This is a genomic window from Pantoea sp. BJFS-204 (assembly GCF_049310725.1).
In the GTDB taxonomy this organism is placed as follows: domain Bacteria; phylum Pseudomonadota; class Gammaproteobacteria; order Enterobacterales; family Enterobacteriaceae; genus Pantoea; species Pantoea agglomerans.
Map to the genome: position 1 here is coordinate 57,351 of NZ_JBMOWE010000004.1, position 21,375 is coordinate 78,725.

General features: G+C 53.2%; 16 protein-coding genes. 4 read left to right on the forward strand and 12 right to left on the reverse strand.

Going from position 1 to position 21,375, the window contains the following annotated elements; translation table 11 throughout:
* Window positions 1-344 precede the first annotated feature (344 nt).
* Together ACO6VX_RS13455 and ACO6VX_RS13460 are read right to left on the reverse strand one after the other, a co-directional pair.
* Window positions 345-584, reverse strand: a complete 240-nt coding sequence (locus ACO6VX_RS13455) for a hypothetical protein (RefSeq protein WP_422431603.1) — start codon at window positions 582-584, stop codon at window positions 345-347.
* 360 nt (window positions 585-944) lie between these two features.
* The gene (locus ACO6VX_RS13460; RefSeq protein WP_010256904.1) at window positions 945-2,378 is read right to left on the reverse strand and encodes a methyl-accepting chemotaxis protein; all 1,434 of its coding nucleotides are present in this window, start codon (window positions 2,376-2,378) and stop codon (window positions 945-947) included.
* Window positions 2,379-2,724: 346 nt separating this feature from the next.
* On the opposite strand from ACO6VX_RS13460, the gene ACO6VX_RS13465 reads away from it, so the two are divergent.
* A complete protein-coding gene (locus ACO6VX_RS13465; protein ID WP_029519494.1) occupies window positions 2,725-4,506 on the forward strand; it encodes a sensor domain-containing diguanylate cyclase in 1,782 nt (593 codons plus the stop codon).
* Window positions 4,507-4,530: 24 nt separating this feature from the next.
* On the opposite strand, the gene ACO6VX_RS13470 is transcribed toward ACO6VX_RS13465, so the two are convergent.
* Window positions 4,531-6,114 carry a diguanylate cyclase gene (locus ACO6VX_RS13470; protein WP_422431606.1) on the reverse strand — a complete coding sequence of 528 codons (1,584 nt, stop codon included), beginning with the start codon at window positions 6,112-6,114 and terminating at the stop codon, window positions 4,531-4,533.
* A 398-nt stretch (window positions 6,115-6,512) separates the two neighbouring features.
* Window positions 6,513-6,686: a hypothetical protein gene (locus tag ACO6VX_RS13475; protein WP_010671965.1), complete on the reverse strand. Its 174-nt coding sequence runs from the start codon at window positions 6,684-6,686 to the stop codon at window positions 6,513-6,515.
* A 518-nt stretch (window positions 6,687-7,204) separates the two neighbouring features.
* Between ACO6VX_RS13475 and ACO6VX_RS13480 the strand changes: the two genes are divergently transcribed.
* Complete coding sequence (locus tag ACO6VX_RS13480) at window positions 7,205-8,116, forward strand: GNAT family N-acetyltransferase (protein WP_033774047.1); 912 nt, start codon at window positions 7,205-7,207, stop codon at window positions 8,114-8,116.
* A gap of 1 nt (window position 8,117) precedes the next feature.
* Here ACO6VX_RS13480 and ACO6VX_RS13485 read toward each other — a convergent pair whose 3' ends face one another.
* Entirely contained in the window at window positions 8,118-8,363 is a 246-nt protein-coding gene (locus tag ACO6VX_RS13485) for a hypothetical protein (RefSeq protein WP_010256916.1), read from the reverse strand.
* A 382-nt stretch (window positions 8,364-8,745) separates the two neighbouring features.
* Between ACO6VX_RS13485 and ACO6VX_RS13490 the strand changes: the two genes are divergently transcribed.
* Entirely contained in the window at window positions 8,746-9,291 is a 546-nt protein-coding gene (locus tag ACO6VX_RS13490) for a chorismate mutase (RefSeq protein ID WP_033781041.1), read from the forward strand.
* 22 nt (window positions 9,292-9,313) lie between these two features.
* Window positions 9,314-10,504: a cytochrome P450 gene (locus tag ACO6VX_RS13495; RefSeq protein WP_163852361.1), complete on the forward strand. Its 1,191-nt coding sequence runs from the start codon at window positions 9,314-9,316 to the stop codon at window positions 10,502-10,504.
* A 20-nt stretch (window positions 10,505-10,524) separates the two neighbouring features.
* Here the strand turns inward: ACO6VX_RS13495 and ACO6VX_RS13500 are convergent, their stop codons facing one another.
* From ACO6VX_RS13500 to ACO6VX_RS13530, 7 genes are all read right to left on the reverse strand, one after another.
* On the reverse strand, window positions 10,525-11,529 hold the full coding sequence (locus ACO6VX_RS13500) for a substrate-binding domain-containing protein (RefSeq protein WP_163852362.1): 1,005 nt from the start codon (window positions 11,527-11,529) through the stop codon (window positions 10,525-10,527).
* A gap of 29 nt (window positions 11,530-11,558) precedes the next feature.
* On the reverse strand, window positions 11,559-12,968 hold the full coding sequence (locus ACO6VX_RS13505; RefSeq protein ID WP_033759900.1) for a sucrose-6-phosphate hydrolase: 1,410 nt from the start codon (window positions 12,966-12,968) through the stop codon (window positions 11,559-11,561).
* Window positions 12,968-14,338 (reverse strand): sucrose-specific PTS transporter subunit IIBC, encoded by a 1,371-nt coding sequence (locus ACO6VX_RS13510; RefSeq protein WP_010256928.1) that lies wholly within the window; start codon window positions 14,336-14,338, stop codon window positions 12,968-12,970. Before ACO6VX_RS13510 ends, ACO6VX_RS13505 begins: the two co-directional genes overlap by 1 nt.
* Before the next feature lie 67 nt (window positions 14,339-14,405).
* Window positions 14,406-15,941: a carbohydrate porin gene (locus ACO6VX_RS13515; protein ID WP_422458180.1), complete on the reverse strand. Its 1,536-nt coding sequence runs from the start codon at window positions 15,939-15,941 to the stop codon at window positions 14,406-14,408.
* A 157-nt stretch (window positions 15,942-16,098) separates the two neighbouring features.
* On the reverse strand, window positions 16,099-17,025 hold the full coding sequence (locus ACO6VX_RS13520) for an aminoimidazole riboside kinase (RefSeq protein ID WP_022624231.1): 927 nt from the start codon (window positions 17,023-17,025) through the stop codon (window positions 16,099-16,101).
* Between the two features lie 219 nt (window positions 17,026-17,244).
* Entirely contained in the window at window positions 17,245-18,216 is a 972-nt protein-coding gene (locus ACO6VX_RS13525; RefSeq protein WP_422431612.1) for a ParB family protein, read from the reverse strand.
* Window positions 18,213-19,415, reverse strand: coding sequence for an AAA family ATPase (locus ACO6VX_RS13530; protein WP_010256940.1), 1,203 nt, complete (start codon window positions 19,413-19,415; stop codon window positions 18,213-18,215). Before ACO6VX_RS13530 ends, ACO6VX_RS13525 begins: the two co-directional genes overlap by 4 nt.
* Between the last annotated feature and the right edge of the window lie 1,960 nt (window positions 19,416-21,375).

Consider the following 21,375-nt stretch of genomic DNA (forward strand, 5'->3'; position numbering starts at 1 on the left):
TTCAGCGTAACTCTCCTCTGGTGTTATCTGCTGTGGCTGGCCTGACACAGCATAAAGAGGACACGTTCAATCAGACAGAACGCGCAGAGTTCGCTGCCGATCCGTTGCCGGAAGAAAGGCCCGTCAGTAAACCCGGCAGCAACAGGTTGCCGCGCTGAGTCCGATAAAGCTGACACCGCAGACAGCGAGGCATCAGTTAACACGTTATGCCTGCCAGAGAGAGTGCGGCGGACCGCCCAGGATTATCTGGCCAGAGCAGATCAGACAGGCGGTAATGCGCCTCGCTTAGCTCTCTATATCGGCCCGACATGACTTTACTTAAGAGAAAACAGAGGATGAACGCCTTACTTTTTCAGCTTTGGTACCAGTTGATAGTGCGGATGCTCTCCGGCGAGCAGCATCAGCAGTTCATACTCTCCCTGACTGAGCAGCACAGGATTTTTCGATGCTTCTTTGGTCTGCCAGACACGCTGACTAAGATCGAAACGCTCGGCTGCAATCTCCTGAGAGAGACCGGCCGCAAGGCGTAGCTCACGTACGTTGTGCTGGACGGCGACAGGCCGCTGTAAAATTTGATTTCCCATATAAACGCTCCGCATACGGTGCCCCGGCGAGATGGCCGGGCGGAAGAACACGCCTGCGGCCAAAACATAAATTTGAGTTAAGTTTTAACAGCCCGGCGTTTTACACTTATCAGGAAAGCGTAACGCACCAGTAAAAACAGAGAAAATAACCTGAATTATATTTAAATCGCTGCCCGGATAATTTTTGCACCGCTGAGAATAGTAATTGCCATTCTGAATGGTGGCGTTGATCGAATGATGATCAACGTCAATCACACGCACAAAAATGACCGTTTCATCCCTCTTTTAAAAAGAGTGAATATTAATCGTTATTCCGTGCCGGACAGACATTATCTACAGTTCAGAAAATATTTGTTCAGGCTATGCCCGAGCAAATGTTGCCCAGCCGCCTTTTTCATCAGGCGTGACGCGTTTAGGCTCTACGGCAAGGGGGTGGTGCGGCAGGGTAAAGCGCGTAATCACGCTGCCCAGCGTTTCAGTCTGTCCACTGAGACTGCCTGCCGTCGCCGAAACCTGCTGAACCAGCGTCGCATTCTGCTGCGTTACGCGGTCAAGTTCTGCTACCGCGACCGTGACCTGGGCAATCCCTTTGCTCTGTTCATCCGAAGCCAGCGCAATCTGTCCGATCAGTTCATTCACGCCGCCGACGCCGCGCAGCACGGCTTCCATGGTGGTTCCTGCGCTCTCAGCCGCCCGCCGTCCATCGTCAACGCGTGCCACGGTATCGGCAATCAGCTCTTCGATCTCTTTAGAGGCAGCAGCACTTCGCTGTGCCAGTGAACGTACCTCACTGGCGACCACCGCGAAGCCGCGGCCCTGCTCACCCGCACGGGCAGCTTCTACAGCGGCGTTTAACGCCAGAATGTTGGTCTGAAACGCAATACCATTAATAGTGGTGGTGAACTGCCGGATTTTTTCTGATCCCTGAGCGATGCTGGTGATGGCTGCCGATACCAACTGAACCAGTTCCACGCCCTGCTGAGTCGTATCCGTGGTGCTGGCAGCCAGTTCACGTGCCTCGCGGGCATTCTGTGCATTGTGACGCACGGTGACGGTAATCTCCTCCATGCTGGCTGCGGTCTGCTCCAGCGCAGCAGCCTGAGTGGATGTCCGGTCGGAGAGATCGGCGTTACCCGCAGCAATGTCCCCCGCTTCACGATGAAGAATGGCTGCGTTGTCTCGGATAGCGCTGACCGTCTGCAACAGACTGTGCTGCATCTCTTTGACCAGCGGCACCAGTTGCCCGACACAGTTGCGCCCCAGATCTTCCGGCTCGCGCGTCAGATCGCCATCGGCAATAATTTTTAAATGACCGCGAATTTTACCTACCGGACGCACCAGATGGACGACCAGATAGCGGTCACAAAACAGCAGCAACGCCACTGCCGCCAGCAGTGCTGCCAGCAATACGCCCTCAAGCCGATGCCGGTCAGCCTTCAGGGGTGCCTGATTCCGTGCCAGCTGCTGCGTCACCTTGTCCAGCTGCGCACGTGCAACCGTTGCGTATTCTGAGGGGGTTGTCGTAAGTGCCGCGCGGACGTTATCCCAGTCAGCATCGGCCGGGGTTGAGGCGACGAGCGCGTTTTTATCGGCTGACGTACCGCTCTGCATGACGATAGCGCTATGCGCCAGAAAGCTCAGTTGCTGCGTCAGAACGGCTGAACGATCGGTTTGACGAAAGATATCGCGCACGACCTGGCTGCTGTAGCCACCGGCCAGCACGACGATGCCCAGAGAGACGATCATCATCCACAGCACAACGCGGCGGATAGTGAAATGCCTGAGTGAATTCATGAGGTTTCCCCGATGTTGTCATTGGTGTAGTTAAAATTAAACAAAAATAAGTTATGTCATCTACTTTAGTGCGTTATTATATAGTGCACTATGTTTATACTCTGTATACTGGCAGGATATTTAAGAAATTAAAAGTTTTTAACGACAAAATAATAGAATCGTGATTACTAAAATATTTCGTTAAAGAAAAGTGATTTGCTATTCTGACCAGCAATGCCGTGCAGTGGGATAAAAAATAAATGGTCATGACTCTTTCTTTTTGCAGAATTTGCCTGTAGTCATGACATCATACCCTTCAATTTTTCTGTTTAATTTCGCGCCGTAACCAGCCGGTGCGGAGGAATCCATGCTTATGAGTCTCAGCGGCGGCGACGATTGCCGCACGCGAACCCTGCACGCGCTGCGCAGTAACGACGAAAGTCGTGACGATGTGTTGCGACAGTTCGTCCGGCTGGCCAGCCAGGCACTCGGTATACCCGGCAGCTTTATCTCCGTACTGGATGATGAGATGCAGCATGTTAAGGCTGCGCAAAATTTCACACTCACTCAATCCTCCCGGCAGGACTCGCTCTGCCGGCATGCAGTGGACAGTGACAGCACCGTGGTAGTACCCGATACGTTGCTGGATACCCGCTTTGCTGAGCATCCGCTGATTGTTGGCGCGCCTTTTATCCGCTTTTATGCCGGCGTACCGCTTAAAAGCAGCACAGGTCTGATACTGGGTACGCTGTGCGTGACTGACACCGCGCCTCATCCCTTTAATGCGGATCAGGTCGCCATGCTGAAGATGCTGGCGGCACTGGTGATGTCATTTCTTGAGGCCTGGTACTCGGCTGGCTTTGCCGACCCGGTAACCGGTCTGCCCAACCGCCAGCGTCTGATTCGCGACCTGCAGTTTCTTGCCGCCTCCGGTGACACCACGCCACGGCGGCTGGTGCTGATTGACTGTATCGATATGCCGCGCGCCTACGAGCTTGCGCGCTCAATGGGCATGGGACCGGTTGAAAGCCTGTTGAAAGATGTGGCGACACTGCTGCCGCTGCGCCTGAGGCCTGCGCCAGGAGAGATGCTCTACACCGTAGCCACCGGGCGCTTTGCCCTGCTGACACGTCAGGAGAGCAGACTCACTGCTAACTGGGTGGCAAACAAGCTGGCCGGGATCAGCGCGGATCTCGGCGATGGGCTGTCGGTTGCACTGATGACCCACACCGGTGAGGCGAGTTTCAATACCGGGGAGATGCCTGCCCAGGAGATCCTGCGGCGTGCGGTCAGCGCGCTGCACGAGGCCATCACACGCGACGTCGCCTCGATGCCTTTCAGCGAGGCCACTGATACGCGCCATACGCAGGACTTCACCCTGATGCATGACCTGGCCATCGCGATACGCCAGGATAAGGGGTTATGGCTGGCGTATCAGCCTAAAATCTGTCTGCACAGCGGCAAGCCAATTGGCCTGGAGGCTCTGATCCGCTGGCAGCATCCGCAGCGCGGCGAACTGTCTCCTGCACAGTTTTTACCCTTTGCCGTGCAAACCGAGCTGCTCAGCGAACTGACCACCTGGGTGACAGAGCACGCAATCGCCCGGCTCTCCCGGCTGCGCAACAGCTATATTCAGTTGCCCATCACCATTAACGTCAGCAGCAGCGATTTTTCACGTGACGGTTTTGCCGACGAGCTGGAAGAGCAGATGATCAGGGCGAAGCTCCCGGTTTCGCTGCTGGGCATTGAGTGTCTGGAGACGGAACGGATTCTGGAGAGCGCGACCGCAATGCGGGGGCTTGAGATGCTGAAACTTCGTGGATTCGGTATTTCACTGGATGACTTTGGTACCGGCTACAGCAACATCAGTTATCTGCGGCGCATTCCGCTGGATGTGATCAAGCTGGACCGTTCACTGATCAGCGAAATTTCATCTGACACCGCATCGCGCGTCATCGCCCGCAGTATTATTGCGATGCTTAAAGATCTCGATTATATGGTGCTGGCTGAGGGCGTGGAGAATGCGGAAACCGTTACGGCGCTGACCGAGTTCGGCTGCGACCAGGCGCAGGGCTTTTTCTACTCCAGGCCGCTGCCGGAAGCGGCACTGGATGAGTGGCTCGGCTGGCGATTACGCAGTAAGTGCTGAGCCTGTCCCACACACCCCGGAATCTTACCCGGCCGAATCAGACGCGCTGAACTCCTCAGCTCCGGCAATGATGACGGTATTACGCCCGGCGGCTTTTGCTTCGTAAAGCGCTTCATCGGCACGCCGCAGCAGAGAGTCGCGATCGCTATCCTGATCGCTCCGTGAAGCCACCCCGGCTGATATCGTCATCGTTCCGGCAAACGGGAAGGTGGTGGCGCTGACGGTCTCACGGATGCGTTCCGCGGTGCGGACGGCATCAGCCAGCGTGGTATGCGGCAGCAGCAGAATAAACTCCTCGCCACCAAACCGGCTGACGATATCGCCGGTGCGACAGGCCTGACGCAGCAACGCTGCCAGGCTCACCAGAACCGCATCGCCCGCGTCATGCCCGTACCAGTCGTTTATCTTCTTAAAATGGTCAATATCAATGGCGATGGCACACTGTTCATGCTCACTGTCTGACTGCGCCGCCAGCGCCGAAAATCCGCGTCGGTTGCAGAGCCCGGTCAGCGGATCGGTCATCGCTTCATCGTTTAGCGCGGCAAGATGACCCGCAACGGCGTGCCGATGAGCCTGCACGGCTTCTTTGAGCCGATCAGCCTCGTAATACCAGGTTTTAACCGTGACGAGAGATCCCGCCTGGGCTTCGCTGCCGCCATCGCGCACTCTGTCCGCCAGCTTTTCCAGTGGAGAGGCGATTCGACCGGCCACAAAGGCAATAATGGCCGCTGTTACGGCAATAATGCCCAGAACGAACCAGACGGCGCTTTCTGCCGTGCGCATCAGAATATGCCTGACCGTTTCAGAGGTGCCGGTAATAAAAACGTTCCAGCCGGTTTTATGCAGTGTGCCATAGCCGGTCAGATAGTGCTGCCCCTCACTCTCCAGCGTGAAATGCCCGCTTTCCGTCGTGGCGAGCTGTTTCTGCAGTGCCAGACTCAGCAGCATCTTTGTTCCGACGCGCGCCGCGTCATGACTGAAAATAATCAGCCCTTCATTGCTGACCACGCTGACCGTTGAACCATTGGAATAGAAATGCTGGCTCAGGATTTCGCTCAGCATGCTCTGTTTCTTGAGATAAATAGTCCCGCCAATGTAGCCCAGATAGCGGCCATCTTCGCTGAACAGCGGTTGTGATAAAAACACCACATAGTTACCGGCCGCGGAGGTAAAAGGAGCAGAGATAAAAGGCTTTTGAGTCGCTATGGCCTGCAGGCTGGCAACTGAGTGCAGCTTCACGCCAATAAGATTCAGACTATCGGGTGAGGTTGCTGCAATAATGGCATCATGATTTACCACCACCACCGAGTTGAAAAAACCCGACTGCATTCGCAGGCGATCGCTCTCTCCTTCCAGTCGTTTAATATCACTAAGCCCCTTGATCTGCGACGCACTCCAGGCCAGTTCACGTTGTGCTGTCGCCAGGTAACGATCGGTGGTATCAGCCAGCTTGCGGGCATAGGCAATGTTCCCTTCAAGCAGACTGTCTTCGATGTTGGCCTTCTGAAACAGCAGCAGCGCACTCAGCAGCAGACCGGAGGTCAGAATGACGCCCCCGATGGAAAGCAAAGTCAGCAGCGAGCGAAGGCGCATTTTTTCATGGGGCATTGCAGTCGGGATCCGGATTAAGTGTCATCTGAGTGTAACAGTAGACGTTTCACGTCAAGGGCCGAACAGAAGATGATTTACACAGGATCACGGCGCATTGCCGGGCGCAGCACACAACCGTCCAGCCCTGCATAAAGGATTGTTTAGCGTTTCGATAGCCCTGATAAGCAACAGCAGAAAATGATTAAGCGGTAATAATGATACTGAGCAGGCCGGTATCTGTGCAGATGACGCACTATTATTACCGCTGACCGTGATAACAACGCCATATGGTCGCTGAAAATAACGGGGCAGGCTCTGCCCCGTTTATCATTACGTTAAAAATATGCGTAGAACAGTTAAATAAAACCTGCATCAATAATAAGTAATTGTGCATCAGCCTTATCTTTTAAGCGAATTTAACGCCAGAAAGATTTAATATAAGAGCGGCTGCTGAGCCTTTTAATAAAATGATGCGGACAGGTATAGCGGCGCCCTTCCCACTCCAGATTAAACCACTGAAATTCATCATTTTTAATTTCTTCCAGCAGGGTCATTGCCTGCATCGGCGTCTGAAAAGCATAAGCTTTCATCACGCCCTCCTGGGTGCATAAATCAATATGAACCATGTAACCCCCGGGTGTTAAAAAGATCGAACATTTTATAATTATTGAAAAGCCTCTTTATCATAATCCATTTATCGGCTGCCGATTATCTGATTCCGTATTATTTACGTAAAAATTTCGCATCTATTTCCCATTTAAATTTTTGGGCAACCCTGCCTTATTTCATCAATTAATTTGACCATGTATACGAAATCCAGCCAGACCCGAATAGATCGTAACCCATGTTTAATGCAGCTCAGAGGGTGGCGACGATAAGCGATCACAGAAGATGACGTATACCTGCTCACATTGTCAGCATTGCACCGTCTGGCAGGTCCAGAGCCGTCATGCAGAGGGGATGTAATGGTGCTGGCTGAGAGGTTGAGATGGTCATAAACAGAGCACATCGTTTACACTCTCATCAGCCTCATCTGCAATCCGGCAAAGGTACAGATGTATCGCGGAGCGAGGCAGGAGATCACTGACGGCGGGCAATAAGGAATCTTATGCTGGATTATATGGTGTCGCTCTACCGTACTGTTCCTGTCTCATCTGAACGTCTCAGCGACTGGCTTGCCAGCTGGCTGGCGCAGCAGCAGACACGATGCCACGATCACCATTTTTCTTCCGCCTTTCCATGGCGTGAAACCGGTCTGCCCCAGCACGCCTTTTTGCAGCGAGAACTGACGATAAACGGCCAGCGTTATCTCACCGGGCCGCGCTATCTGGGTGGCGATCCTGCACAGCCCTTTATTGAGGTTGTTGCGCGTGACGGCATCATCGATTACAGGGTCGCTAGCGCCATTATGCAGGCATGGCAGCCGCTGAAACCTCTGAAGCTGCGCATCCTGTTGCCTGCGACTTATCCTGACATCGGTATAACCGATCAACTGCTTTTCCTCAGCGACCTGGCTTCACTCTCTGTTCCTGTCGACGAAGATATTTCACTGGTGACAGCCCGCCGGAAGGATTATCCCGCCTGTATCACGGCGATTAACCGCGCCTATCGTGCCAGCTGGCACACGCTGCCGCATCTGCGCGATCAGCTACTGGCAACCAGCAGGCAGGAATTACGGGAGGATATCGCCGCGGGACATGTGTTTCTGATTATCTGGCAGGGAATAGTGGCAGGGCTGATGATTTGTGTCCCCCGGCGACTGACCTTTATTGAGGGGTTTCAGATTATGGATGAGGTGATTATGCCCGCTTATCAGGGCCGTGGACTCGCCGCGCGCGCTCAGCAGCGTTTGCTGCAGCAGCTTCATCATCATTATGGTGAGAAGGCACTGCTGACCGGTACCATTCTGCCCGGTAACACCCCTTCACTGCGCAGCGCGCAAAATGCCGGGCGACGCTGCGTGCTGAAATATCAGTTTTTTACCCCTGCCGATTTACGTGCGAGCCGACGGGCAATTTAAATCACCATAAAGCCAGCTCAATCAACTTATCCTGCACACTGTAAACGCGCTGCTTAAGGCTCAGGCTCTCGTCTGCGCTGATCCATTTTGCAGCAAACGCACCATTAATTTTTTCCAGTGCGATTTTGGTGCTGCTTTTCAGACCTTCGTGCCAGTTCGCGTCTGAACGTTTTGCCGCCTGTTTTTCCAGGCTCTCAACTAACGCCGCGACACTTTTACCACCGGTAGTAGCTTCGGATACAGACATACCTACCTCGTTTTGCTGCTAAAAAACGGCCACACTCGCGGAACATATTATACCTGAACCCTGATCGGCATGGCGCTTTCCTGTGCGCACTACCCGGCATGCCTCGTAAACTCATTCTGGCATCACAGAGATGACGTAAATGGCGCAACGCCACCTGCATCAGGGGGGAATCCATTCAGACGTCATATCCAATCAACCCGCCAGCATTGCAAATTAATGTGAATTTTTAATGACCATAAAGATAAAAAATAACTTTAAAATTAATGACCTGTTCTCATTTCACTGACCCGCCTTGTGATTCACATTTTGAAAACAAAATAATCATACATAGTTATTTTTTCATGCCTAAATTAGTGCCAGTTTTCATTTATGGAGCAGGCAAATGACTCACTTTGTGGCAATTTTTTTCTCTTCACTGTTTATGTGCAGTAACGTTTTCGCAGGTTCAGTCTCATCCGTCTCTCTTGGGGCGCTTTCTACCTCACTCAACGAACGGATGCAGGTAATGAAAGCGGTGGCGGGTTATAAAGCATTGCATCATTTACCTATTGAGGATCTGCCACGGGAACAGGTGGTGCTGGATAACATGCTGCAAAACGCACAACAGGCCGGGCTTGAACCCCACTCCGTGGAGCCGTTTGTGCACGCTTTGATGAACGCCAGCAAGGCGATCCAGTATCGCTATCGGGCTGACTGGCTCTCATCACCAGACAGCGCTGTTCCTGTCAGGGATCTGGCCGAGACCAGACAGCAGATACAACAGCTGGATACCCAGCTCCTGACGGCGATCAGCCAGCGGCTGATGACCGGCGCCTTCTCGCAGGAGGACAAAGAATTTCTGATGTCACACCTCACGGCACCTCACCTCAGTGAGAGTGATAAAAACAGCCTGTTCGCTTCCCTCTCCCGCATTCAGCGCCAGCACTAATCCTCTATCAGCGGAGTACGCTATGCAGCTTCATGAACTCATGGACCCCGACTACTCTGACAATCCCTTTCCCCTTTATCGAAAACTGCATCAGCAGGGACCGCTTATCCCTGCCGGAGATAAGATCATCATCAGCGGCAGTCACGCGGTGGTGGACGCCCTGCTGAACGACCGGCGGGTCGGTAAAAATTATATGGAAAGTGTCAGAGTAAGATTTGGTGATGATGCAGCCGGACTGCCGCTGTTTCAGGGTATCAGCAGAATGTTTCTGGTGCTGAACCCACCCGATCATAACCGGTTAAGAGGACTGGTTATGAAGGCGTTCAGCGCCCGGGAGATTAAATCTCTTCGGGAGATGGCGCTGACGATAGCCAATGAACTGGTTGATGAACTGGAAGGGCGTCGTGCCTGCGATCTGGCTCAGGCATTCGCTTTTCCGCTACCGGTGCGCATTATCTGCCGGATGCTGGATGTCTCAGAATCTGATGCACCAGAACTGGGTCGCCTTACCTCTGCGCTGGTCAGGGTTTTCGATCCTCAAATCAGTCAGCCAGATTTGCTGAAAGCCGCTGAAGCTTTTGCCGTGCTGGAAAATTACTTCAGTGCCGTGATCGTCTCCCGTCGTGACAGCACCGCCAGCGATCTGGTGTCACTTTTTCTGCGCAGCGACAGTGACGGCGACCAGCTGGATCACGATGAGATCATCGCCAATGTGATACTGCTGTTTCTTGCCGGTCATGAGACAACGTCAAACATGCTGTGCAACACCATTCTGGCCCTGCATGCTCATCCGCAGGAACTTGCGAGCCTGAAACAGAATCATGCGCTGATACCCGATGCCATAGAGGAATGTCTGCGCTACGACAGTTCGGTCCAGATGCTTTACCGCACGACTCTGGAAGAGATTGAGCTGGCAGGAGAGCTCATCCCGCCCGGAACCCGCTTCTTCCTTAGCCTTGGTGCAGCCAATCACGACCCGCTGGTATTTACCTCTCCGGAACGGCTGAATATCCGGCGGCATGAGGGGCGCTGTCTGGCATTCGGTGGCGGTATACATCACTGTATGGGCTACCGGCTGGCACTGGCAGAAATGGAGGTGGCGCTGGAAGTATTACTGACGCGATTGCCAGAGATGCGGCCCGTGGCCGCTGGCGTTCGCCGCAACCACAGAGCTAATCTGCGCGGCGTCAGCGCCCTGCCGGTCGAATGGTAAAGCACTGCAACGCCCGGCGGTTAACCGCGCAGCCGCAGCGTGGCGGGCAGGATAAGCTGACTGTCAGCGGGATCCTCACCAGCGATCATCGTGGTCAGCATAGAAAAGCAGGCCTGCGCCAGTGCCGGGACATTCTGCTCAACCGTGTCGATCGGAATGGAGAGTGAATCATAGAGATAGTGATCGTCGAAACTGGCAATGCGGATGTCGCTGGTCAGCAGGTTATGCTCGCTAATGTAGCGCAGTACTCCCTCCAGCAGACCGCAGGCGGCGGTGAACATCGCTTTAGGGGGGCGTCCCAGCCTGCGACAGAGCGCGGCAAACATCTCATAGCCACTGCCGGGATGGTAGTTACCCTGAATTATCCACTCCGGCCGCAGCGTCACACCCGCCCGCATCAGTCCCTCTTTGAATCCCGTCAGACGATCCTGGGTCGGGGAGAGGTCAGACTGTCCGCCAAGAAAGTAGATCTCCTCCGGACAGGTGCGCGCCAGCTTTTCGACCAGCTCAGCGGTGGGCGTCACAGAGTCGGTGATGACCCAGGGCAGCCTGGTATTGTTCATGTGGCGGTCAAATAGCAGCACCGGCAGCTGTTCGCTGAGGCTGACATAGTCGCTGTCGCTCAGCATACTGGAGGCGACAATCAACCCGTCGACCTGACGCGCCACCAGGTTATTGACCACGGCCATCTCCTGACCGGCATTTTCATCGGTGCAGGAGATCAGCAGTTGCAGACCGGCGGCGCGACAGAGATTTTCCAGCGCATGGGAAAAGGCCGCAAAGCCGTGGTTGGTGATCTCCGGCACCACCAGCCCCAGCGTATGACTGCGGGCGTCATGTAGCATACGGGCGTGTATGCTGGGCTGATAATGGTGTTCCCGGGCCAGTGTCAGAACCCGCTCACGCGTCTCCTTCGCCACCCGTAACTCTTCGCCACGGCCGTTGAGCACCAGGCTGGCAGTGGCTTTAGAAACCCCAGCCAGCCCGGCGATGTCACTGATGGTAACGCGTTTGGTTTTTCTCACGGCAAGGCATCGGTTAGTGAAACAAGGGCTTATTCTACCATGCAGCGACGTAACGACCAGTAGCGGGCCTGCAGTTCTGCGCGACCGCGCAGGGTTAGCATCGCCGGATGGTCCGGAAAATAACGGCTGCTCATCACCCCTTCCCCGTCGTTGATGAAGATCTCAACGCTGGAGTGGTCACACAGGATCTGCAACCGGCGTGCAGCCCCTGTCCAGTAACGATAGGTCCATTGACCCGATACCAGGCTGCGACGGGCAAGCCGCAGTTCATTCTGCTGCCACGTCAGTATCAGCGTATCGGCGAAATTGAGTTCTATATCGCCCAGGCTCTCCAGCTCAAGCTCCAGCCGCTGCGCGGCGATCGGCGGCGCGTCATCGGCGCGGCCCTGATAGTGCAGCTCCCTCTCCCGCAGCGCCTGCAGTTCTGCAATCGGCTGCTGACAGAGCCGGCCATTGCGGGAGCTCAGCTCGCGCAGACAGGTCATCTGATGGATCCAGTGATGCGCCACGGTTGGCTGGGCCATCTCTTCACCGTCTGGCGTTCCCATCCAGCCCACCAGCAGACGCCGGCCGTCAGCGGTCAGCGTGGTTTGTGGTGCATAGAATTCAAACCCGGCATCCATTTCGTTCAGCGGGCCATGCAGGTAGGCAGGCTGCTGATAATCCAGCGAGCCACTGAGCCAGGCGCAGGCGTGACTGTTCAGGTAGCGTTTCTCTTCAGGCACAACACCCTGCGGACAGCAGATCAGATACGTGCTGTCGCCGAGGGTGAACATATCCGGGCACTCCCACATGTAGCCAGCGGCGTCCAGCCCGCCCAGTTCGCTGCCTGCAATCTCGCCGAGATTCTGCCATTCGCGCAGATTATCAGAACGCAACAGCAGCACCCTGCCCTGCAGCTGGGTATTCTGCGCGGCCAGCACCATGTACCAGTGATCTTCATGACGCCACACTTTGGGATCGCGAACGTGGCCGGTGTAACCCTCCGGTACGGCGATAACCGGACCGAGTTTGTCGAAACCGCCCGCGCTGTTCTGCTGCGCCAGACACTGCCACGCGGTGCGCGAACCATCATCAAACTTCACATTACCGGTGTAGATCAGCGTCAGTACACCGTTATCCTCTACCGCACTGCCCGAGTAACAACCGCTGCGGTCATACTCCTCGTCCGGCATCAGGGCGATGGGCTGATGCTGCCAGTGCAGCAGATCGGCTGAGCGCCAGTGTCCCCAGCATTTTTGCTGATGCGCGCACTCCAGGGCGTTCCACTGATAGAAGAGATGATATTCACCGTCGAAATGGATAAAGCCGTTGGGATCGTTAAGCAGCCCGGTTACCGGTGCCAGATGCCAGCCAGGGTAGTGGCTGTCGCTGAGCGCCTTTGGCATACCCTGCATCACCGCCTGCAGAATGGCGGCAAGACGTGTTGATGAGGCCATTATTCAGAATCCGTTTTGTATTTAAGCAGGTAAGAGATCACAAACGCAGTGGTAAACGCGATTGCGATGCCGATGACATAGTTGAGCAGAGAGCCCGCCTGGACAATCGCCATGCCCGGCAGACCGGTCAGCCCGACCGCAGTCATATAAACATGGACCGACACCACCCAGGCACCACCGAGCGCGCCACCCACCAGACCCGCTATAAAGGGTTTCATAAAGCGCAGGTTAATACCAAAGATAGCCGCCTCGGTAATCCCCAGTAGCGCGGAAAACGCTGAAGGCAGCGAAATCGCTTTGATCTTCGCATCGCGGGTTTTAAACCATACGGCCAGACAGGCACCGCCCTGAGCCACGTTCGCCATCGCCCAGATAGGCAGCAGGAAGTTCACGCCGATGGAAGGATTGCCCAGCAGCCCGGCTTCGATAGCGTGAAAGCTGTGATGGACGCCGGTAATCACAATCACCGAATAGAGTCCACCAAACACCAGTCCTGCCAGCCAGCCGGCGTGCGCAATCAGCGTACTGAGAATAAAGGAGATGCCATCACCCAGCATACGACCTGCCGGACCGATAATCAGCAGCGCAATAAAGCCGGAGATAATCACCGTCAGGAACGGGGTCAGGATCAGATCCAGCGCATCCGGGATAACCCGACGCAGCTGCTTTTCCAGCATGCTCATAAACCAGACCGCCAGCAGCACCGGGAACACCGTGCCCTGATAGCCAATCATCGCCACTTCAATGCCGAAGAAGTTCATGGTGTGGAAACCGGCGGCGACGCCCCAGGCGTTGGTCAGCGCCGGATGAGTGAGAATGCCGCCCAGCGTCGCACCAAGAAACGGGTTACCACCAAACTCGCGGGCAGCCGTAAAGCCAATCAGGATCGGCAGGATAATAAAGGCCGCCGAGCTGCACATATCCAGCATGATATAGAGCGCATTTTCCGGATTGACCCAGCCGTAAGTTTTGACCATCCCCAGCAGGCCCATCAGCAGACCTGATGCCACAATCGCCGGAATGATCGGCACAAAGATGTTCGACAACAGGCGAGCGATGCGCTGGAAAGGGTTGAGCTTACGTGCGGCTATATCAGCGGCCTCAGATTTGCTCGATTCACTGATGCCCGCCTCGGCGATAAAGGCAGCGTAGACCTTGTTCACCACGCCGGTGCCGAAGATAACCTGAAGCTGGCCCGCATTGCGGAAGCAGCCTTTAACGCCCTCAATCCGGCCAATCGCGGTGGTATCCGCTTTTTCATCATCGGCCAGCACCAGCCGCAGCCGGGTGGCACAGTGAGCAGCGCTGGCGATGTTCTCTTTACCACCCAGCAGGGGCAGCAATGCCCGCGATATTTTTACATAGTCCATACACACCTCAATCTTGTTATGTTTTTATCCATCCTGATCTCTGGCCCCGGCATCCGGGGCCGCCCGGTCAGAACCAGGTTTCCATCTGTACGCCGAAGTTCCATTCGCCACCGGCATCGAATCCTTTACTGCCGAAAGCGTCGTCACTGGCATAGTTATCCAGCCGGTGATCCCAGTTCATCCAGGTTGCAAAGAGACGAATTTCCGGACGTTTGAGGAAGTCACCGACATCACCGGCTTTCAGGGTTGGCGCAACGGTGAGTTTGGTAAAGCTGCCGCTGACCGCATTACGGTTGTTGTAGCCTTCGGGACGCAGATCCATGTACTGATAAGAGCCTTCATACTGCATCTCAAAGTTCTGGGTGATTTCCTGAATCAGCCGCAGGTTGACTGTCGCCCAGTCATAGCTGTCACCTTTGACGTAACGATCGTCACTACGCTGAGCCAGTAAAGCAGGTGCAATGTGCCAGCCGCCGCCCAGCGGGGTAATACCGTAACTCGCCAGACGCCAGGTGTCCGCTTCCGGCAACAGTGCGCCATCAGAACCAATCGACTTCACCTCTGCGCCCAGTCCATGACCATAAAGCAGTGCAGTTTTCGACGTGCCTTCTCTCAGCCCATAAAAGCTGTCGTTATGCAGGCCAAGCAGCGCATGTACGCCGGTTTCTGCCGCATCGCTTTTGACTCTGAGGCCGTCGATGTCACGGCGATCGTCGTTATCCTTGGCCCGCATACCGCTGACCATCAGTTGTACCGGCCCGACAAAGTTATTCAGCGACAGGATGTAGTTCTGCGCAGTGTTTTCATTGTTTTCAATGTCGCCAAAGGTACGACCATAAAGGGAAATGTTACTGCGCGCCTGATCGCTCCATTTCATGTCGTAAATACCGGCACCGGTACCGGCAAGGAACACCACATCGGAGTCGATCCAGTGAATATCAAAGTTATCGCGATCAAAACGCTTACCGGCCCAGACCGTGGCGTTATCGAATACGCCGCTGAAGGTGGGAAGCTGCCCGAGCTCGACAAACGCCTGACGCAGGTTGAGATCGCTGCTGGCGGCTGTCCAGTCGTTGTAGGTGCGCTGTCCATCGGCCAGCATCGCTTTGAAACGGGTGGTCGCGCCGTTGTCCAGCGTCTGTTTATGTTCGAGGTTGAGCTCAACGTAGGTATCCGGTTCATTACCAAGGCGACCAACGTGACCGCCGGTTTCCCCGGCAGGGGTAACGGTCGGGCCACCCTGAGTTTTGGCGGCCGAGCTGTTCATCAGCAATCCTGAACGGGCATAACCGTGGAACTCGAAGCCACCTTCATCGGCTGATTTCTGTTCCAGTTTCGCGGTGCGCTGCGCGACCTCAGCGGTGGAGTTTTGGGTCTGTTGTTGCACGGCAGCCAGCTGCTGTGCCTGCTTCTCAGCCATCTGTGCCTGTTTCTCCGCGACCTGTGCGCGGGTTTCCGCTGCATTCGCTCGCTGCTCGGCTGCCTGCAGTCGCTGCTCCATGGCCGCAAGGCGTGCTTCAATGCTGCTCATACTGGAGTCGGCCCAGACTGATGTGGAAAGTAATATCGTTGAGAGACTCACTGCTAACGTGCTTTTTTTCATTTTTTTATGTCCCTGAAGAGAGGCTATCATCACCGGATTTTTTGCTAAACCGGTTTAGGCGCAAATCATAGCCACGGGTAATTTCCCTGCGCAATGAAAATTGCTAAACCGGTTTAGTGATTGTGAGATAGCTCCCAAAACAGGGGCAATAAGATAATCAGCCTGGCAGGTCGTCCAGCTGGTGGAGCCGCGGAAGTGCTGTCATGGCCCCTTTAGCCGTGGTTGCCAGTGCACCGCAGCGTTGTGCACTGGTAAGGCAGATGGCCAGCTGCGATTCATCGGCAGGAAGACCCGACTTAGCCAGCCCCCAGAGTAATCCGGCCACGAAGGCATCACCTGCGCCCGTGGTGTCGATGCTGGCCACGGGCGAAGTAGCATAGTGGTATAGCTGGCCCTGATAGCAGGCGATCACACCTTCCCTGCCCCGCGTGACCAGCAATAATTTTATGCTGAATCGCACTGCCAGCTGCGGCATGGTGATAGCCGGTTCCTGATCCGGACAGAGAAAATTGAGTTCCTCGTCGGACAGTTTAACCACGTCCGCATGGCTCAGCGCCTCGTTCACCACCGCATGCAGCAGTTCCGGATCGGGCCAGAGGTCATGACGCAGATTTAAATCGAAACTGACATGCCCGCCTGCTGCCCGGATCTGCTCCATGGCAGTCAGGGTCGCCGTGCGTGAAGGTTCAGCTGATAAGGCAATCGAACAGCAGTGCAGCCACTCCCCGTGCCGGAATACGGGCAGGTCTTGCACCTCAAGAAACAGGTCAGCACTCGGCCTCACCATAAAGGTAAAGGAACGTTCGCCATGGTCATCCAATCCGACCACCACGGTTGAAGTGCGGTGCTGCGTATCAGCGATCATGTAGCGGGTATCAACCTTCTCTTCAATGAGCGTTTGCCGCATAAACTCACCAAAGGGATCATCCCCTACCCGCCCGATAAAAGCGCTGTTTCCCTGCAGACGGGCAACTCCAACGGCGACATTGGCGGGCGCCCCACCCGGACACTGCATCAGGCGACCCGGCATTTCGGGAAGCAAATCAACCACGGCATCCCCGAGGCACCATACGCGTACAGACATAAAAAACTCCTCTGATTAAACCTGATAGCTAAACCGTTTTAGCTATAGCGATAAACCGTGCTGAGTTCAAGTATTACCCTGCGGAAATGATGCGTAATTAACAGAAGTCGTTATCAGGCGAAGAGATAAGATGCGGATTGCACTGTCGGGAGGCCGGTGGAGGAAAGAATAAAAAAACCGGCACAGAGGCCGGTTCTGGTATCAAAAACGTAAAGAGGATTATTTTAATGTGGAGAGTATCTGTCTGATTGACGCGTCGATCTGTTCAGCAATCTCTTTTGGCAGACGGCTGAATTCATACTGCACAGTGCGCTTCTCATCATTAGTTTTACGACGCGCATAGGTATTAGCTGTGGTAAAAGTAGCCAGCTTTTCCGTCACCGTCTTGCTGACGGGTGCAGGTTTTTTTAACTGACGACGGGCGTTTTTAAAGCCGTTAAGAATCGCGCTCTTCTTCTCATCCGCATTGGCGCTTAGCAGGGAATCATCAGCTTTCAGCGTTTGCTTAATATCGCTGACCAGCGCGGTGACATCAACCGCTTCCGCTTTCGCCTCTTCCCAGACATCGAGCAGTAGCTGGTAATCCTGAAGTGTCAGCTCTGATACGACCGGAAAGAGTTCAATAAATTCAGCGGGTACGGCTGCGGCCTGGAACGCACGTGAGACCTTTGCGTTTGAGATGCCTTCTGCTTTAGCAATCTCTGTTTTGCTCATGCCATTTTCGTTCATCAGCATAAAGCGCAGGCCTAATTCACGCAGGTTATGCTCTTTTGCTGTCTGAATGTCCGCAGCCAGCTGACGCGCATCACTAAGGCTCAGTTCATCAGCGGTGACCAGTACTTCCAGACTGGCACCGGTAAGAATGCATGCGGCGCGGCGGCGCGAACCATCCATGATTTCAATCCGGTCACCGTTGACACGACCAATAGCCGGAAAAAATTGCTGCAGCGTAATAGTACGGGTGATCTCCTGAAGCGATTCCGGCGTCAGCGTGCTCTGGTCACGTCCGTTGATTTTTGGGTCAACGCTGGTTCTGGTTTCAATATCATCATGCAGGATTAGCTGGCGCACAAAGGTGGCCTTCGCGCCCGACTTCAGCGTAAATGTGCGCGACTGGCTGCTGCTGTCGATCATGTTTGCGATAGCAGAATCACCAAACTTGCGCCCGATGCGCTGTATAGGTTTGCTCACAAGGTACTCCTGATATATTCAATGCGGTCAAACACAGCCCTTGAGAACTGCTCGGCTTCATATTTAGCTTTGCGCAGAGCGTCCGCACTGCCCGGATAAGAGGAGGGATTGGCACTGATCACCGTATCAAAGGATTCGCCGCAGCGTTCAAATCCATCCAGTCGCGGCAGGCTGCAGTCCAGCATCGATTTAGTAAACACTTCCCGGGCATAGCTTTGCGAAGTCAGGTGATCGTGTTTAGAGGTCATTTTGGACATAAAGCCGATATTGGCTTTAAGCCGTGGCTCAATGCCTTCGGACTCAATACGCTCCAGCATTTCAGGCAGACGCGTCAGATACTTCATGGTGGAGTGGAAATCGACCTGTGCCGGGGGCGTCGGCGTCAGCAGTACATCACTGGCCGCAATTGCATTCAGCATGAATGAATCAAGGTGAGGTCCGGTATCAAGGAAGATAAAATCGTAGTCACCCGCCAGACGATCAATCACGTTGCGGCGTAGTACTTCCGAAGGCGCAACGCCTGGCAGATGCTCAGCAACCAGCTCTTCCCAGTCGCTTGCAACAAAACCATCGTCGATAGAGGCTGGGATCACATCAACGCCGGGCATGACAGTAGGTTTAATGAATTGCTTACGAAGCTGGTCTGCATCCAGATCGTTCAGCATCGCCTGCGCTGCCGTCTCCAGAACTGAACCGACACTGTTGGTATGGCTCAGGAACATCGTGCTTGATGCCTGTGGATCCAGGTCGATAACCAGAATACGCAGGTCATTATGTAACATAGAAGGATGTGCACGCATACCGTGGGCCAGCGTGACTGTGCTCACTGTTTTTGAGACACCACCTTTAAGGCTGACAACGAATACGACAAAGGGGCCATCGTGCCGATCGCGATATTTCGGTACTTTACGATGCTGATAGATGTCGACCACATTCTGTATAGTCAGGGCATATTGTGAGGTGCTGCCGGTCTGTTTTTTCCCAAACTGATAACCTGCTGCTTCCATATCACCAATTGCGGCGACAACAGCATGCTTACTCAGCAATGGCATGTTGGCGACAGCATTCCGGGAGAAGGTCTGGTAAAAACCGGTCTGGTTAAATTCCTGACGCTGCTGCTCAATATGGTTACTCAGTCCATGTAACATGGAATTGGCACGTGTGGCCATTTCCAGCACTCCACCATAATCACGCTTCATAAGCCCCTCTGCGTTAATGTTTTTTGCATACTACACAAAAAGCACATATCTGCCAATTTTTTAGAAAAATGCCAAAAACCTGGATTTTTTCTCCGCGATGGTGAGATGCAAGCAGCATTACTTTTGTGAATCACTGGAAAGTGAATCGCTCTGCTTTTTTGTCTTACAGGCTGGTTGAGACAGATAACTTAAAATGGCGACATTAAACGAATATTTTAAGGGCTAATGATTCGGAGCGGTGCATTCCGATTCTGATAAATCATCTGCCAGTCTGCAGGTTGCTCGTTAAATTGTTTTCGTGTTTTTTTAATGGTGTTTTCAGCATGAAAATTCAATAAAAGTTATTATAAATCATTTAATTAAGCGTGAAATGGCCTGGTGAAAAATTTCCAGGATTAATGCACTTTCACTCAACATTTACTGCTGACGTAGAGTTTTACTCAGAAGCTATTACAGTGCTTTTGAACCTGAAGGAGTATGCATAACGGTAAAGTACGCAAGTAATCGTTACCGCTATCATTGCTAAATTAAGATCACTGCTTCCAAATCTATACCTTTTATGCCTTGTCATTATGTAGCGTTCATAATCTGCGTTGCTGCCTGTCAACATAATGTCAGGCGTTTTCCGCATAGGGTTTTTATTGCAAGGCTTAATCCAGAAAAGAGAGGGATTTAATTCCCTTCATCATTATGTGATGTCACGAATCAAAATCATCGAAGAGTTAAGACTGCCGATTTAAGAGCATGAGTAGGAGTAGGAGTAGAGAACAGGCTTAATGCGGCAAGGCTTAGAGCAATATTAATTGGGGCAAGTCACCATAATGTAGCTATGCCGGACAGTCAGAATTAACGCTCTACTGTGCTTGATTCAGCTCCCGATACAATCTTTTCATCTTCATATCATTCTTACATTCCTGAAATTACTTCATTCACGCTAAGCCTATTTATTAGTTTAAGTTATTATGCCGAACGCATTTTTCTTACTGTCGTTCTTCCTGTTCTTCCTGTTGTTCCTGTTGTTCCTGTTGTTCCTTCACTGGTGCCTTATTAACTTCTTCCGGGAAAGTTATTTTAAGTGCCTTTTTAGTATGTCTGACAGATTCTGAGTACTGACATAACAAAGATATTACGTTAAGTAAGAATCTTATGGTGTTTTCATCATGAAAATAAAAAATAATCCATTATTTATCAAATAGATAGGCGATTAACATCATGGTGAGTTTTCTGTATTTTCACTGACCGATTTTCTGAGGCCTGATTTAAACTTATAACCCTAAAGATTTAATGGTTATAGGTGTATGCAACATTCCAGTCTTACCTATGCTCAGCGTTAGATCGTTTTAGCAGTAAAAGACCTTCTCAGTCGTGCTTCTGATAAACCGCACATTCAGAACTGAAGGTGAAAATCACTTCTGACTGGGACTCTCAGCTAATTCTTTGTTTTGTGTGTTTTATCCCCGTTATCCACAGGCCAGATCCAATTGGTCGATCCTCAATAGATCAAATTGAGATCCTTAACAGATCCCTGCAGCGTCTGAAGCCTTGTGACACAAGGCCTGGAAGGGGGTCAGTAACCACTGTAGCGAGAAGAATAACCACTATAACGAGTATAACAACCACTATAGCGAGAAAAGCAACCGCGCTGGCGAGTACTCAACAACCACTATAGCGAGTAATTGGCCTGAATCGGTGTGCATAACCCTGATTATGCGTAGATGACGGCTTCTTCCAGGGTGCTTGCGATGAAAGAGTGAGATCCAGTAAAGGGGGAGGGCGGTGGCTCGACTCTTTTTCAGTTAGTTTTCTCAGGTTATCCACTGAATAGATCCAATAACAGATCCATTTAAGATCCTTATCAAGTTCCTTAAAGATCCCAGCATCGCCTCAGGCCACGGTATGACTACGTTAAAGCCGGGTCGCTAACCACTATAACGAGTAAAACAACCACTATATCGAGAGA